The sequence below is a fragment of the Klebsiella sp. F11 genome, from assembly GCF_056712265.1.
In genome coordinates, this window is sequence record NZ_CM160060.1 from 4725314 (window position 1) to 4740833 (window position 15520).

At 57.5% G+C, this 15520-nt stretch carries 13 protein-coding genes and 1 other annotated feature; of the genes, 3 read left to right on the forward strand and 10 right to left on the reverse strand.

Going from position 1 to position 15520, the window contains the following annotated elements:
- Positions 1–157: 157 nt before the first annotated feature.
- Entirely contained in the window at positions 158–1294 is a 1137-nt protein-coding gene (dnaJ, locus tag AC1M2H_RS23215; protein ID WP_045860025.1) for a molecular chaperone DnaJ, read from the reverse strand.
- 87 nt (positions 1295–1381) lie between these two features.
- On the reverse strand, positions 1382–3298 hold the full coding sequence (gene dnaK / locus AC1M2H_RS23220) for a molecular chaperone DnaK (protein ID WP_480149229.1): 1917 nt from the start codon (positions 3296–3298) through the stop codon (positions 1382–1384).
- A 536-nt stretch (positions 3299–3834) separates the two neighbouring features.
- Here dnaK and satP point away from each other — a divergent pair.
- Entirely contained in the window at positions 3835–4401 is a 567-nt protein-coding gene (satP, locus tag AC1M2H_RS23225) for an acetate uptake transporter (protein WP_480149230.1), read from the forward strand.
- Positions 4402–4445: 44 nt separating this feature from the next.
- On the opposite strand, the gene AC1M2H_RS23230 is transcribed toward satP, so the two are convergent.
- From AC1M2H_RS23230 to tal, 3 genes are all read right to left on the reverse strand, one after another.
- On the reverse strand, positions 4446–5756 hold the full coding sequence (locus AC1M2H_RS23230; protein ID WP_480149231.1) for an MFS transporter: 1311 nt from the start codon (positions 5754–5756) through the stop codon (positions 4446–4448).
- Positions 5757–5878: 122 nt separating this feature from the next.
- Positions 5879–6466, reverse strand: a complete 588-nt coding sequence (mog, locus tag AC1M2H_RS23235) for a molybdopterin adenylyltransferase (RefSeq protein ID WP_480149232.1) — start codon at positions 6464–6466, stop codon at positions 5879–5881.
- Between the two features lie 109 nt (positions 6467–6575).
- Positions 6576–7529 carry a transaldolase gene (gene tal, locus AC1M2H_RS23240; protein ID WP_480149233.1) on the reverse strand — a complete coding sequence of 318 codons (954 nt, stop codon included), beginning with the start codon at positions 7527–7529 and terminating at the stop codon, positions 6576–6578.
- A 202-nt stretch (positions 7530–7731) separates the two neighbouring features.
- Here tal and AC1M2H_RS23245 point away from each other — a divergent pair, with 202 nt between their 5' ends.
- Both AC1M2H_RS23245 and yaaA read left to right on the forward strand, forming a co-directional pair.
- Entirely contained in the window at positions 7732–9162 is a 1431-nt protein-coding gene (locus AC1M2H_RS23245) for an alanine/glycine:cation symporter family protein (protein WP_480149234.1), read from the forward strand.
- 77 nt (positions 9163–9239) lie between these two features.
- On the forward strand, positions 9240–10019 hold the full coding sequence (yaaA, locus tag AC1M2H_RS23250; RefSeq protein ID WP_480149235.1) for a peroxide stress protein YaaA: 780 nt from the start codon (positions 9240–9242) through the stop codon (positions 10017–10019).
- 40 nt (positions 10020–10059) lie between these two features.
- Here the strand turns inward: yaaA and AC1M2H_RS23255 are convergent, their stop codons facing one another.
- From AC1M2H_RS23255 to thrL, 5 genes are all read right to left on the reverse strand, one after another.
- On the reverse strand, positions 10060–10347 hold the full coding sequence (locus tag AC1M2H_RS23255; protein WP_480149236.1) for a DUF2502 domain-containing protein: 288 nt from the start codon (positions 10345–10347) through the stop codon (positions 10060–10062).
- A gap of 203 nt (positions 10348–10550) precedes the next feature.
- Entirely contained in the window at positions 10551–11837 is a 1287-nt protein-coding gene (gene thrC / locus AC1M2H_RS23260; RefSeq protein ID WP_480149237.1) for a threonine synthase, read from the reverse strand.
- A gap of 3 nt (positions 11838–11840) precedes the next feature.
- Positions 11841–12770 carry a homoserine kinase gene (thrB, locus tag AC1M2H_RS23265; protein ID WP_283825032.1) on the reverse strand — a complete coding sequence of 310 codons (930 nt, stop codon included), beginning with the start codon at positions 12768–12770 and terminating at the stop codon, positions 11841–11843.
- Position 12771: 1 nt separating this feature from the next.
- On the reverse strand, positions 12772–15234 hold the full coding sequence (gene thrA / locus AC1M2H_RS23270; protein ID WP_480149238.1) for a bifunctional aspartate kinase/homoserine dehydrogenase I: 2463 nt from the start codon (positions 15232–15234) through the stop codon (positions 12772–12774).
- A gap of 25 nt (positions 15235–15259) precedes the next feature.
- Positions 15260–15377: a sequence feature (Thr leader region), on the reverse strand.
- Entirely contained in the window at positions 15316–15384 is a 69-nt protein-coding gene (gene thrL, locus AC1M2H_RS23275) for a thr operon leader peptide (protein WP_071845000.1), read from the reverse strand. (Overlaps the previous feature by 62 nt.)
- Positions 15385–15520 lie beyond the last annotated feature (136 nt).

Consider the following 15520-nt stretch of genomic DNA (forward strand, 5'->3'; position numbering starts at 1 on the left):
AATAAGATTATTACTGCCACTTAACTCGACTTTTACGAAATGGAAAATGAAGGTCCAGAAAGGCATCCGCGTGAGAGATTGAGACCCCTTCGCGGACAGACGGTGAGAAATAAAAAAGCCACTTCGCAATAAAGTGGCTTTTTACGCTGCATGATGGTTAGCGCGTCAAATCGTCGAAGAATTTCTTCACGCCGTCAAAGAAGCTTTTCGAGCGCGGGCTGTTGTTCTCACCCGTCGGGCCGCCGAAGCTTTCCTGAAGTTCTTTCAGCAGCTGGCGCTGCTTGTCGTTGAGGCCGACCGGCGTTTCAACCACCACGCGGCACAGCAGGTCGCCCTGCGCGCCGCCGCGTACGGACTTCACGCCTTTACCGCGCATGCGGAACAGCTTACCGGTCTGCGTTTCGCCAGGCACCTTCAGGTTCACGCGGCCATCCAGCGTCGGGACTTCAATCTCGCCGCCCAGCGCCGCCATGGTGAAGTTAATCGGCACTTCGCAGTACAGGTTATTGCCTTCACGCTCAAAGATGGCGTGCTGTTTGACCTGCACCTGAACGTACAGATCGCCAGCCGGAGCGCCGTGCTCGCCGGCTTCACCTTCGCCAGACAGACGAATGCGATCGCCGGTGTCTACGCCCGCCGGGATTTTCACCGACAGCGTTTTGGTTTTCTCTACGCGACCGTGACCGTGGCATTTATTGCACGGGTCTTTAATCAACGTTCCGCGGCCCTGACAGTGCGGACAGGTCTGCTGAACGGCGAAGAAGCCCTGGCGCATCTGCACCTGGCCGGCACCGTGACAGGTCGGACAGGTCTGCGGCTTGCTGCCCGATTTCGCGCCGCTGCCGTGGCAGACGTCACACTCTTCCAGCGTCGGGATACGGATCTCTTTCGTTACGCCGCGAACCGCTTCTTCCAGCGTCAGATCCATGTTATAGCGCAGGTCAGCCCCGCGCGATGCGCGCTGACGACCGCGGCCGCCGCCGAAGATGTCGCCGAAAACATCGCCAAAGATATCGCTGAAATCCGCGCCGCCGCCGAAACCACCGCCGCCGCCGCCCATGCCGCCCTGCTCAAACGCGGCGTGGCCGTACTGATCGTAGGCCGCACGCTTCTGGTCATCCGTCAGGATTTCGTAGGCTTCTTTGATTTCTTTAAATTTAGCTTCGGCCTCTTTATCGCCCTGGTTGCGGTCCGGGTGATATTTCATGGCCAGGCGTTTGTACGCCTTTTTGATTTCACGCTCTTCCGCTGTTTTGGAAACGCCTAAAATCTCGTAATAATCTTGCTTTGCCATTGGTGTTTTTCAGCCCCTTAACATGCGTGCACGGGCGGAGAGGAAACCTCTTCGCCCGTGCCAGTGTTTTACCCGTTCAAAGGGCGATTATTTTTTGTCTTTCACTTCTTCAAACTCAGCGTCGACGACGTCATCGTCTTTCGCATTGCTTTCGGAAGCTTCAGCACCGCCAGCCTGCTGCTGAGCATGCTGCTGCTGGGCAATTTCCATCAGCTTCTGGGAAGCCTGAGCCAGCGCCTGCATTTTCGCTTCGATATCGGCTTTATCTTCACCTTTCAGGGAAGCTTCCAGCGCGGTCAGCGCAGACTCGATCGCAGTTTTGTCATCGGCCGGCAGCTTGTCGCCCGCTTCTTCAACCTGCTTACGGGTGCTGTGCAGCAGATGGTCGCCCTGGTTGCGGGTCTGAACCAGCTCTTCGAACTTACGGTCAGATTCCGCGTTCGCTTCCGCTTCACGAACCATTTTGGCGATCTCTTCTTCGTTCAGGCCGGAAGACGCTTTAATGGTAATTTTCTGCTCTTTACCGCTGTTTTTATCTTTCGCGGAGACGTGCAGGATACCATCGGCATCGATATCGAAGGTCACTTCGATCTGCGGCATGCCGCGCGGCGCCGGGTTGATGCCGTCGAGGTTAAACTGACCCAGTGATTTGTTATCGGAGGCGCGTTTACGCTCGCCCTGAATCACGTGGATAGTTACCGCAGACTGGTTATCTTCCGCCGTTGAGAACACCTGGCTGTGTTTGGTCGGGATAGTGGTGTTCTTGTTGATCAGCGCAGTCATCACGCCGCCCATAGTTTCGATACCCAGCGACAGCGGGGTAACGTCGAGCAGCAGAACGTCTTTAACTTCGCCAGTCAGTACGCCGCCCTGAACCGCTGCGCCGATAGCAACAGCTTCATCCGGGTTAACGTCTTTACGCGGCTCTTTACCAAAGAACTCGGCAACTTTCTTCTGCACCATTGGCATACGAGTCTGACCACCAACCAGAATAACGTCCTGGATGTCGGATACGGACAGGCCAGCATCCTGCAGCGCAACTTTCAGCGGCTCGATAGAACGGTTAACCAGGTCTTCTACCAGGCTTTCCAGTTTCGCACGGGTCACTTTGATGTTCATGTGTTTCGGACCGGTGGCGTCTGCGGTGATGTACGGCAGATTCACGTCGGTCTGCTGAGCGGAAGAAAGCTCGATTTTCGCTTTTTCTGCCGTTTCTTTCAGGCGCTGCATCGCCAGCGGGTCGTTACGCAGGTCAATGCCCTGATCTTTCTTAAACTCGTCAACGAGGTAGTTGATCATACGGCTATCGAAGTCTTCGCCGCCCAGGTGGGTATCACCGTTGGTTGCCAGAACTTCGAAGGTTTTCTCGCCGTCAACTTCGTCGATTTCGATAATAGAGATATCGAAGGTACCACCGCCGAGGTCGTAAACCGCGATAGTACGGTTGCCAACTTCTTTATCCAGACCGTAGGCCAGCGCGGCGGCGGTCGGTTCGTTGATGATACGCTTAACTTCCAGACCCGCGATACGACCGGCGTCTTTCGTCGCCTGACGCTGAGCATCGTTGAAGTATGCCGGTACGGTGATAACGGCTTCAGTTACCGGCTCACCCAAGTAATCTTCCGCGGTTTTCTTCATTTTCTTCAGCACTTCAGCAGAAATCTGCGGCGGCGCGGTGCGGGTACCTTTCACGTCAAGCCATGCGTCGCCATTGTCTGCGGCAACGATTTTGTACGGCATGATAGAAACGTCACGCTGAACTTCTTCATCCTGGAAGCGGCGGCCAATCAGGCGTTTAATCGCAAACAGGGTGTTTTGCGGGTTTGTCACTGCCTGACGTTTAGCCGGCTGACCAACCAGAGTTTCACCGTCCTGGGTATAAGCAATGATAGAAGGCGTGGTGCGATCGCCTTCGGCGTTTTCCAGCACGCGAGCAGTAGTGCCATCCATAATCGCTACACAAGAGTTGGTAGTACCCAGGTCGATACCAATAATTTTACCCATCTAAACGTCTCCACTAAAAATTCAGTCAACATGTGGTTGTGAACCTGTAATAAGGGCGAAACGTGCGGTTTCAACTGCCCAACATCTTTTTTTTTCAGGTTCATTCACTGCGGTTGACTACAAGATGGGGTCGCCCACCGCTTCATCAAGGGGGGAGACAAAAAAATTTTTATTTTCATCGTTCCACGAAGCCGGGCGACGACGTGGGGGGTTTTGCCGATATAGCGCGAAAAAACGAGCTTCACATCGTTCATCCGCGGTGGCCCTTTAAATGAATGATGATTAAAGCCATACGCTTGCAGCAGGGGGTTCGCTCCGACTTTGAGGGGCCTGAAGCCAAACGGATCATAGCCTTACAACCATCATCCCCCGCCCGACTTCAGGCAAATGCCCGCCATCGTTCGGCCAGAGTATAAAATTGGTGAAAAATACCTCGCCAGATCATAGACAGCCTGTCGACTCCTCATTATTATGCCGCGCCCCACCGCCGAGCGGCGGGGTAATGCTTCCCTTTCTAATCATTATTTTGAGGAATTATGGGCAACACTAAGTTGGCTAATCCGGCACCGCTGGGCCTTATGGGCTTCGGCATGACCACTATTCTGCTTAACCTGGCGAATAGCGGCCTTTTCGCGTTTGATGTAGCTATCCTGGCGATGGGCATTTTTTACGGCGGCATTGCGCAGATTTTCGCAGGCCTGCTGGAGTTCAAAAAAGGTAACACCTTTGGTTTAACCGCTTTTACGTCCTACGGCTCCTTCTGGCTGACGTTGGTCGCGATTCTTCTCATGCCGAAAATGGGCCTGGCAGAGGCGCCGAACGCGCACTTCCTGGGCATGTATCTCGGACTGTGGGGCATCTTCACGCTGTTTATGTTCTTCGGTACCCTGAAAGCCGCACGGATGCTGCAGTTCGTCTTCCTCAGCCTGACCGTACTGTTTGCCCTGCTGGCAATTGGTCACCTGGCTGATAACGAAGGCATCGTTAAAATCGCGGGCTGGATTGGTTTAGTCTGCGGCGGTAGCGCCATCTATCTGGCGATGGGTGAAGTGCTCAACGAGCAGTTTGGCCGCACCATTCTGCCGATCGGCGCGCCTCATTGATCGACGATACCCTCGCCTGACGGCGAGGGTATTCCGCAGTCGCGCTAAGGCAGGCGCTGCAGTTCGCCAGCCGCAACGGCGGCATCTCTCCCCAGCCCCTGACGCAGCCAAATTCCCAGCCCCAGCCCGATCAGCGAAAGCGCCAGCACGTACCACGCCGGAGCCATCGGCGACACGCCCATCAGCATAGTGACGGCAATAGGCGTCAGGCCGCCGAAAATGGCGTAGGAGACGTTGTACGAGAATGAAATCCCGGTAAAACGCACTTCCGCGGGGAAGGCGCGGACCATGACATAAGGCACCGCCCCAACCACGCCGACGCACAGCCCTACGGTGCCGTACAGCAGGAAAAGATTTTCAGGCGAGGTGCCGGAAAGGTGGTAGAACGCCCAGCTGGAAACCGCCAGCAGAAGGCTGCCGACGATAAAAGTTCGGCTGGCGCCAAAGCGATCTGCCGCCAGACCCGCCAGCAGGCAGCCGACGCACAGCATAATCGTCGCAATGCTGTTCGCCTGCAGGGTGAGCGCCGGCGCAAAACCGTAATGTTTTTGCAGCCACACCGGCGACATCAAAATCACCACCACGATGCCGGCGGAGAGGATCCAGGTCAGCAGCATCGAGACCACCACGGCTTTCTGGTGCTTCAGCACCACGGCTTTAACCGGCAGCTCCTGGGCTAATGCTTTGCGCTGCTGCATCTCGAGGAAGATTGGCGTCTCCTGCAGCCAGCGGCGTAAATACATCGCCACCAGGCCAAACGCGCCGCCCAGCAGGAAAGGAATGCGCCAGCCGCCGTCATGGATGCCCTGCGGCGTCAGGCTGGTATTAATCAGCGTCGCCACCACCGACCCCAGCAGGATCCCCACCGTTAAGCCCGCCGTCAGCGTGCCGCAGGCGATACCGATTTTTTTCTCCGGCACGTGCTCCGCAACAAACACCCAGGCGCCGGGAACCTCACCGCCAATCGCCGCGCCCTGCAGCACGCGCATCAGCAGCAGCAGCAGCGGGGCGACGATCCCCATCGATTCATAGGTCGGCAGCAGACCGATCGCCAGCGTCGGCAGCGCCATTAGCAAAATGCTCAAGGTAAACATTTTCTTGCGCCCGACCAGATCGCCAAAGTGGGCCATGATAATGCCGCCGAGAGGGCGCGCCAGATAGCCGGCGGCGAAGATGCCGAAGGTTTGCACCTGGCGCAGCCATTCCGGGATATCCGCCGGGAAGAAGAGCTCGCCGACGACGGCGGCAAAGAAGACGAAGATAATGAAGTCATAAAACTCCAGCGCCCCGCCAAGGGCGGCCAGCGTCAGAGTTTTATAGTCTTGTCGATTCAGAGGTCGGGTATGTTGTGACATAACGAGCTATTCATCCAGAGATATGTAGGTGTTATCACGCAATATGTAAAGTAAAAAACACTATATCGTAAATAAAACGGCACACCACCAGGATTGCAGGTTATGTCAGGAAAGCATCAAATTCAGGATAAACTTTCGCGTCTTGCGCTTTTTGGGCGGAAAGCCGCTACCACTTGCGGCGCAGTCTCGACGTAAGGCCCTTCAAGCAACTGTACACAATACGGTACGCTTGCAAAGACGCCATGTACCAGCACCTGGCCGTCGGCATCTTTGACCCCTTCCAGGGTTTCCTGAATAGCCTTCGGCTGGCCGGGTAGATTGAGGATCAGCGCCTGTTTACGGATCACCCCAACCTGGCGGGAGAGAATGGCCGTCGGGACAAAGTGCAGACTCACCTGACGCATCTGCTCGCCAAAGCCCGGCATCACGCGATCGGCAATCGCCAGCGTCGCATCCGGCGTCACGTCGCGCCGCGCGGGGCCGGTACCGCCGGTGGTCAACACCAGATGGCAACCCATCTCGTCAACCAGCTCGCATAGCGTTTGCTCGATGATCGCCTGTTCATCGGGGATTAAGCGGGTCTGGAGCTCAAAAGGGGTCGTCAGCGCACGCGCCAGCCACTCTTCAAGCGCCGGGATGCCTTTATCCTGATAAACGCCGCTGGAGGCGCGATCGGAGATGGAAACTAAGCCGATTCGTAAGGTATTCATCGTTATTCCGTTCAAATAGTGCAGTTAGACGGAATGATACACGCTTGAGGGAAATACAGACAGGGCGTAAAAGAAGTAGCGTGACCGGGAGCCCGGCCACGCGCAATGATTACAGCAGGTCGCCGATCATTTTTTCCAGTTTTTCCTGGTCGATAGCAAACTTACGGATACCTTCCGCCAGTTTGTCTACCGCCATTGGATCCTGGTTGTGCTGCCACAGGAACTGAGATTCGGTGATGCGTTCCGGACGGGCTTTCACTTCGCCGCTGAAGGCCAGCTTACGTTCGATAGCGCCTTCGCTTTCCGCCAGCTCTTTCAGCAGCGTCGGAGCAATGGTCAGCCGGTCGCAGCCGGCCAGCTCGAGGATTTCGCCGACGTTACGGAAGCTTGCGCCCATCACCACGGTTTCATAACCGTGCTGCTTGTAGTACTCGTAGATTTCGCTAACGGAAACCACGCCCGGATCTTCCGCCGGCGCATACTCTTTTTTATCGGTGTTCGCTTTGTACCAGTCGAGGATACGGCCTACGAACGGAGAGATCAGGAATACGCCCGCTTCCGCACAAGCGCGAGCCTGAGCGAAGGAGAACAGCAGGGTCAGGTTACAGTTGATGCCTTCTTTTTCCAGCTGCTCGGCGGCGCAGATGCCCTGCCAGGTAGAGGCCAGTTTGATCAGAATGCGATCGTTGCCAATGCCCGCATCGTTGTAGAGCTTGATGATGCGTTTAGCTTTAGCGATGGATGCCGTGGTGTCATAGGAGAGACGAGCGTCAACTTCGGTAGAAATACGGCCTGGAATCAGCTTAAGGATTTCGAGACCAATATTCACCGCCAGCTTATCGGAAGCGTCGATAACCTGCTGAGCGCGATCGCTGCTCTGGGCGCGGGCCCAGACGATAGCGTCATCAATCAGCTTACGGTACTCAGGGATCTGAGCCGCGCCAAGAATCAGGGAAGGGTTAGTCGTGGCATCCTGAGGCTGATACAGCTTCATTGCCGCAATATCTCCGGTATCAGCTACGACAGTGGTGTACTGACGCAGAGAAGTCAATTTATCCGTCATGATAGTGTTCTCTTAAACAGCAGTTAAGGGGATGTAACCGGTCTGCCAAGATGATAACACGCTGCCGGGTCAGCGCAACTGCGGACCATGCAAGAGCGCAGAGTGTGATAAACTGGATGAATTAATTCTCTGAATGTTAAAGGATTGTCACTAAAATGGTAGCGCTTACATGCGCCGACCAACATGGACAAGAGGATGCCTGATGCCTGACTTTTTCTCATTTATCAATGAAATACTCTGGGGTTCGGTAATGATTTATCTGTTACTGGGCGCCGGCGTATGGTTTACCTGGCGGACGAAATGCATTCAGTTCCGTTATGTTAGCCAGTTTGGGAAAAGTTTGCGCAAAAGCCTTCTGCCCCAGCCCGACGGCCTAACCTCTTTTCAGGCCCTGTGCACCAGCCTGGCCGCCCGCGTCGGTAGCGGTAACCTGGCCGGCGTGGCGCTGGCTATCGCCGCCGGCGGGCCGGGCGCCATCTTCTGGATGTGGGTCTCCGCCCTGCTCGGAATGGCCAGCAGCTTCGCCGAATGCTCTCTTGCGCAGCTCTACAAAGAGCGCGATGCGCAGGGGCAATTTCGCGGCGGTCCCGCGTGGTATATGGCCCGGGGCCTGGGGATGCGCTGGATGGGCGTGCTGTTCTCAATCCTGCTGCTGCTCGCCTACGGCATTATTTTCAACACCGTTCAGGCCAACTCGGTGGCGCATGCGATGGCCTACGCCTTCGATCTGCCCGGCATTATCACCGGCGGCGCGCTGGCGCTGCTCACCCTGCTGGTTATCGTTCGCGGCTTACGCAACGTGGCAAAAATCCTGCAATGGCTCGTCCCGCTGATGGCAATCCTGTGGGTCGCCGCCAGCCTGCTAATCGGCCTGTGGCACATCACCGCCCTGCCGGCCATTTTTAACACCATTTTCCGCTGCGCGTTCGGCTGGCAGGAGGCCGCCGCCGGGGCGGTGGGCTATACCATCAGTCAGGCGTTAACCAGCGGCTTTCAGCGCGGGATGTTCTCTAACGAGGCGGGGATGGGTTCAACGCCTAACGCCGCCGCGGCCGCCGCCTCCTGGCCCCCGCATCCGGCGGCCCAGGGGATAGTCCAGATGATTGGCGTGTTTATCGATACCGTTATTATCTGCACCGCCAGCGCGGTGATTATCATGCTGGCGCCGCGCGCAGGCGGCGAGGATGGCGTTAACGGTATCCAGGCCATTCAGCATGCGATGAGCGGACTCGTCGGCGGCTGGGGCGCCGGCTTCGTCGCCGTCATCGTGCTGCTGTTTGCCTTTAGCGCCATCGTAGTAAACTATATTTATGCCGAAAATAACCTGATTTTTCTGCGTCTTAATAGCCCTCGCTGCATTTGGGCGCTGCGGATTACCACTATCCTGATGGTCTTAACGGGAACGATGATGAGCCTTCCCGTCGTCTGGCGGCTGGCGGATATTATTATGGCGCTAATGGCTATCACCAACCTGACGGCCATCCTCCTGCTGTCGCCCACGGTGCGGCTGCTGGCCAGCGACTACCTCCACCAGCGACGGCTGGGCGTACAGCCCGCGTTCGACGCCACGCGCTACCCGGAAATTAGCCAGCAGCTGGCGCCGGGAACCTGGGACGGACCGTCGCGCGAATAGCGCAGCAATCGCAGCTATCGCTCCCTCCGCGCTCTTTTTTTGCTAAAATCGCGGAAAATCTCCCGCAAGGACTGGATATGCTGATTCTGATTTCACCTGCTAAAACGCTCGATTATCAAAGCCCGCTGGCGACGACGCGCTACACCCAGCCCGAGCTGCTGGAGTACTCTCAACAGCTTATCGGCGTGGCGCGCCAGCTTTCGGCGCCGCAGATAGGCAAGCTGATGGGCATTAGCGATAAGCTGGCGGATCTCAACGCCACCCGTTTTCACGACTGGCATCCTGACTTCACGCCGCAAAACGCCCGCCAGGCCATTCTGGCCTTTAAAGGCGACGTCTATACCGGGCTGCAGGCGGAAACCTTCGACGAGGCGGATTTCGATTTCGCCCAGCAGCATCTGCGCATGCTCTCCGGCCTGTACGGCGTGCTGCGCCCGCTGGATCTGATGCAGCCCTATCGCCTGGAGATGGGCATTAAGCTGGAAAACGCCAGAGGCAAGGATCTCTACCAGTTCTGGGATGAGACGATTACCGATACGCTGAATCAGGCGCTGAAGGCGCAGGGCGACGACGTGGTGATTAACCTCGCCTCCGACGAATACTTCCGCTCGGTCAAGACGAAGCGGCTGCAGGGCCAGATTATCAAGCCGGTGTTCCTCGATGAGAAAAACGGCCAGTTCAAGGTGATCAGCTTCTACGCCAAAAAAGCGCGCGGCTTAATGAGCCGCTATATCATTGAGAACCGCTTAACCCGGCCGGAGCAGCTCGCGCATTTCGACAGCGAGGGGTACTTCTTCGACGCCGATGCTTCCGATTCCGATAAAGGCGAGATGGTCTTTAAGCGCCACGAACGCTAACAGGCTTCCCGGCCGACAGCCTGCCGGCCGGGAGCATCTCCTAGCGGTGGTGCCAGTCGCGATCCGGACCGCGATCGTTATGATAGCGTTCGCGCGGGTGATAACGATGCTCATCATGCGGATGCCAGCGGTTGTCGCGCCAGTCGTAATGATGTCCCCACCACTCGCGATCGCGCCAGCGGCCGCCGTCCCAATAGTTGCCGGAGTTATCGCGATCGCCAATCTGCAGTTTTACCGCCGGAACCAGCGTAATTTCAGCGGCGTGAACGGCCGCAGGAGCCACCAGCAGCATCGAAAGCGCAAGGATCACAGATTTCAGCTTTGACATAGGTTTCCCCTTTGTTAACAGTGCCCGCAACGGGTCGATAGCCAAAGGTTAACCCTGCCTAGCGGCGCTTGTTATTCTCCGCAATCCTATTCTTCAGGCCCCGGCATTTATTGATAATTCATGCATAATTTCTCCTTTTTTGGCCGTAAAAAAACCGGACGCCCTGGCCCGGTTTACGTAGTAAAAAGCGTCGGTCGCGGTCGTTACGCTTTCGCCATCATCAGCTCGCGCAGCGCCGCATAGTCCGCAGGCAGGTTATGCGACAGCAGCGGCAGGTCGGCGCGATCGGCCAGCTCTTTCGGCAGCGGCAGCGTCTCCTGGAGGATCTCTTCAACGCTCTCCTTAAACTTCGCCGGATGCGCGGTACCGAGGAACAGGCCATATTCGCCCGGCTGCAGCTGGTCGCGCAGCGCGCGCCAGGCGATGGCCGCATGCGGCTCCGAGGTGTAGCCGATGGCTTTCAGCTCGCGCATCGCCTCTTTGGTCGTCTCATCGTCCACGGTCGCGTAACCCAACTCGTTCAGGCGCCAGGTTTTGCGGCGGAACAGCTCTTCGACGCGCGGCCAGTTGTTAGGCTGGCTGACGTCCATCGCGTTGGACAGCGTCGCCTGAGTCGCTTTCGGCGCCCAGCTGCCGTCCTGCAGGAAACGAGGAACGGTGTCGTTGGCGTTGGTGGCGGCGATAAAGCGCTTCACCGGCAGGCCCAAAGACTTCGCCAGCAGGCCGGCGGTCAGGTCGCCAAAGTTGCCGCTGGGGACCGAAATCACCAGCTGGTTGCGCGCTTCCTGCGGCAGCTGCGCGACCGCTTCGAAGTAGTAGCAAATCTGCGCCAGCAGGCGGCTGATGTTAATCGAGTTGGCGGAGTTCAGGCCCAGCGCCGCTTTCAGCTCTTCGTCGTCGAAGGCCTGCTTCACCAGCGCCTGGCAGGCGTCGAAGTCGCCGTCGATAGCCACGGTTTCAATGTTGCCGCCCAGGGTGCAGAACAGCTTCTCCTGCAGCGGGCTAATCTTGCCGCGCGGGTAGAGAATCACCACCTTCACGTTTGGCAGACCGTAGAACGCATGGGCTACCGCCGCGCCGGTATCGCCGGACGTCGCCGTCAGGATAGTGACCGGTTTGTCGCCTGCGATATGGGTCAGCATCTGGGCCATGAAACGGCCGCCGAAGTCTTTAAACGCCAGCGTCGGGCCGTGGAACAGCTCAAGGCAGCCGACGTCATCCTGCACCTTGCTGACCGGCGCCGGGAAGGTGAAGGCCGCGCCGATACGCTCCTGCAGGACCGCCTGCGGGATCTCTTCGGCAATAAATGCCGACAGGATCTTCGCGCTGCGGGTGACAAAATCCAGCGCCAGCATCTCATCGATTTCGGTCAGGCTAAATTCCGGCAGATCGTGCGGAAAGAACAGCCCCTGATGCTTGCCAAGCCCCTGCGTGACGGCCTGCGCAAAGCTGACCTGTTCGTTATGATCTTTTAAGTTATAGAGTTTCATTGGTTATCCCACTACTCGTGCGCCCGCCGTGTCCAGCCGGCAAATATGAACAAAACCTTCGTGATTCTGCAGATAATGCGTACCCAGCCAGTCGGCGACGCGCTGCGCGGTTTCCGGCTTATCGCACAACGCAAACAGCGTCGGACCAGAGCCGGAAATTCCGCAGGCCTGCGCGCCAATCTCCAGCGTCGCCTGCCGTGCTTCGCTGAAGCCCGGCAGCAGCTTTGTACGATAGGGTTCGGCAATCACATCTTTCATCAGTTTCGCTGCCAGCTGCGGCTGGCGGGTATAGCAGGCGTGAATAAAGCCCGCCAGATGACGGCCGTGCGCAATACAATCCTGCCGGCGATACTGGGCCGGCAGAATGGCGCGCGCTTCCGCCGTCGAGACTTTAATACCGGGGTAGGCCAGTACCCACAGCCACTCGTCAAAACCGGGCACCTGCTGGCTGATAATGTCGTTTTCTTCAATCATCAGCTGCATGCCGCCCAGATAGCACGGCGCGACGTTATCGTAATGAATGCTGCCGGAGATGCGCCCTTCCATCTCGCCCATCAGCGCCAGCATCCGCGTTTCGTTCAGCGGCTTGCCGCAAAATTCATTCATCGCCACCAGCGCCGCCACCACCGAACAGGCGCTGGAGCCGAGGCCGGAGCCAATCGGCATATTTTTTTCCAGCACCATCGCCACCGGAACCTTCCGGCCAATTTCTTCGCAGAAACGCTCCCAGCACTGATAAACGATATTCTCCTGCGCCACCGCCGGCAGTTTACTGGCAAAATGGCCGACGTTTTGCAGGCTGAAGCTGGCGGCCGCCTCAACCGAGACGTTGTCCCCCAGCAGCGTACCGTCAACCGGCGTGACCGCCGCGCCCAGCACATCAAACCCGACGCTCATATTGGCACTGGAAGCCGGGGCATATACTTTGACCATCTTAAACTCCTAACTTCCATGACAGGGTACGCAGCAGGTCGGCGAATACGCCGGCCGCCGTCACATCGTTACCCGCGCCATAGCCGCGCAGCACCAGCGGCAGCGGCTGATAATAGTGGCTGTAAAAGGCCAGCGCGTTCTCACCGTTTTTGACTTTAAACAGCGGATAGTTCCCGTCCACCGCGGCGATTTTCACGCGGCAGGTTCCATCCTCTTCGATATTACCGACGTAACGCAAGACTTTACCTTCATCGCGCGCCTTCGCCACCCGGGAAGCAAATTCGTTATCCAGCGTTGGCAGGCGCGCCATAAAGCTGTCGACGTCGCCGCTGGCATCAAACGCTTCAGGCAGGGCCGACTCAACGATAATATCCGACAGCTCGAGCTCGCGTCCCGTTTCACGGGCCAGGATCAGCAGCTTGCGGGCAACGTCGACGCCGGAGAGATCGTCGCGCGGATCCGGTTCGGTATAGCCCATATCCCGCGCCAGCGTCGTCGCCGCGGAGAGCGTCATTCCCTCGTCCAGCTTACCGAAGATAAACGACAGCGAGCCGGAGAGGATACCGGAGAAGTGCAGCAGTTCGTCGCCGGCGTTGAGCAGGTTTTGCAGGTTCTCAATAACCGGCAGGCCGGCGCCGACGTTGGTGTCGTAGAGGAATTTACGCCTTGAGCTGCTCGCCGCGTGACGCAGCTGATGATAGTAGTCCAGCGATGAGGTGTTGGCCTTTTTATTCGGCGTCACCACGTGGAAACCTTCGCGCAGGAAATCAGCGTACTGATCGGCGACCGCCTGGCTCGAAGTACAGTCAACGATCACCGGATTCAGCAGGTGATACTCTTTCACCAGGCGAATCAGGCGGCCGAGGTTAAGCGACTCTTTCGCTTCGGCCAGCTCAGCGCGCCAGTTTTCCAGATTCAGGCCGTGGACGTTGGTCAGCAGAGCCCGGGAGTTGGCGACGCCGCACACTCGCAGGTCGATATGCTTGTTCTTCAGCCAGCCCTGCTGACGCTTGATTTGTTCAATCAGCGCGCCGCCAACGCCGCCAACGCCGATGACAAACACCTCGATGACCTGGTCGGTGTTGAACAGCATCTGGTGGGTAACGCGGACCCCGGTGGTGGCATCGTCATTGCTAACGACGACGGAGATGGAGCGTTCGGAAGAGCCCTGGGCAATCGCCACGATATTGATATTGGCGCGGGCCAGCGCGGCGAAGAACTTGGCTGAAATACCGCGCAGGGTGCGCATACCGTCGCCGACAACGGAGATGATCGCCAGGCGATCCATGATCGACAGCGGCTCCAGCTGCCCCTCTTTCAGTTCCAGATAAAACTCCTCCTCCATCACCCGTTTTGCCCGGGCGCAGTCGCTTTGCGGCACGCAGAAGCTGATGCTGTACTCGGAAGAGGACTGGGTGATCAGGACCACCGAAATGCCGGCGCGGGACATGGTGGCGAAGACGCGGGCGGCCATGCCGACCATGCCCTTCATGCCCGGGCCGGAGACGTTGAACATCGCCATATTATTGAGGTTAGAGATCCCCTTCACCGGCAGGCCGTCGTCATCAAGGCTGGCGCCGATAAGCGTACCTGGCGCCTGCGGATTACCGGTATTTTTAATCAGGCAGGGGATTTGGAACTGGGCGATAGGGGCAATGGTGCGCGGGTGCAGAACCTTCGCGCCGAAATAGGAGAGCTCCATCGCTTCCTGATAGGACATCGACTTCAGCAGGCGGGCATCCGGTACCTGACGCGGATCGCAGGTGTAAACGCCGTCGACGTCGGTCCAGATTTCACAGCAGTCGGCGCGCAGGCAGGCGGCGAGTACGGCGGCAGAATAGTCGGAGCCGTTACGGCCGAGAACCACCAGCTCGCCCTTTTCATTGCCGGCGGTAAAACCGGCCATCAGCACCATATGGTCTGACGGGATCTGGCTGGCGGTGATGCGGCGGGTAGATTCGGCGATATCGACGGTGGATTCGAGATAGTGACCTACGGCCAGCAGTTTTTCGACGGGATTGATCACGCTGACCTTATGGCCGCGCGCTTCGAGAAGGCCGGCCATAATCGCGATGGAGAGCTTTTCACCGCGGCAAATCAGCGCCGCGTTAACGCTATCCGGGCACTGGCCAAGCAGGCTGATGCCGTGCAGCACGTGCTTTATCTGGGAGAACTCCTGCTCGACGAAGGTTTTCAGCTGCGCCAGCGCAAAGCCCGGCTGAGCATCGGCGAGTCCCTGCAGCAGTTCGGCAAAAATGCGTTCAGCGTCAGCGATATTGGTGAGCGCGTCCTGACCGCCGATGGTTTTTTCAATCATCGCGACCAGATGGTTGGTAATTTTAGCCGGGGCAGACAGGACGGTCGCTACCTGCCCCTGCCTGGCATCGCTCTCCAGAATATCGGCAACACGCAGAAAACGTTCCGCATTTGCCACTGATGTACCGCCGAACTTCAACACGCGCATGGTTGTTACCCCTAGATTTTTTGTCGAAAAAAAAGCCCGCACTGTTCAGGTGCGGGCTTTTTTCTGTGTTTCCTGTACGCGTCAGCCCGCACCGTTACCTGTGGTAATAGTGGTGGTGATAATCGTTGTAATCATGCCGATGCGTTTCATGGATGTGTGTACTCTGTAATTTTTATCTGTCTGTGTCCTGTGCCTATATTGGTTAAAGTATCTGCCGGCTTAAGTCAATGAATTTCTGCTTTTCGCCGGTTTTCACGCACCTGGGCAATGCGCCAAAATGCCCCCC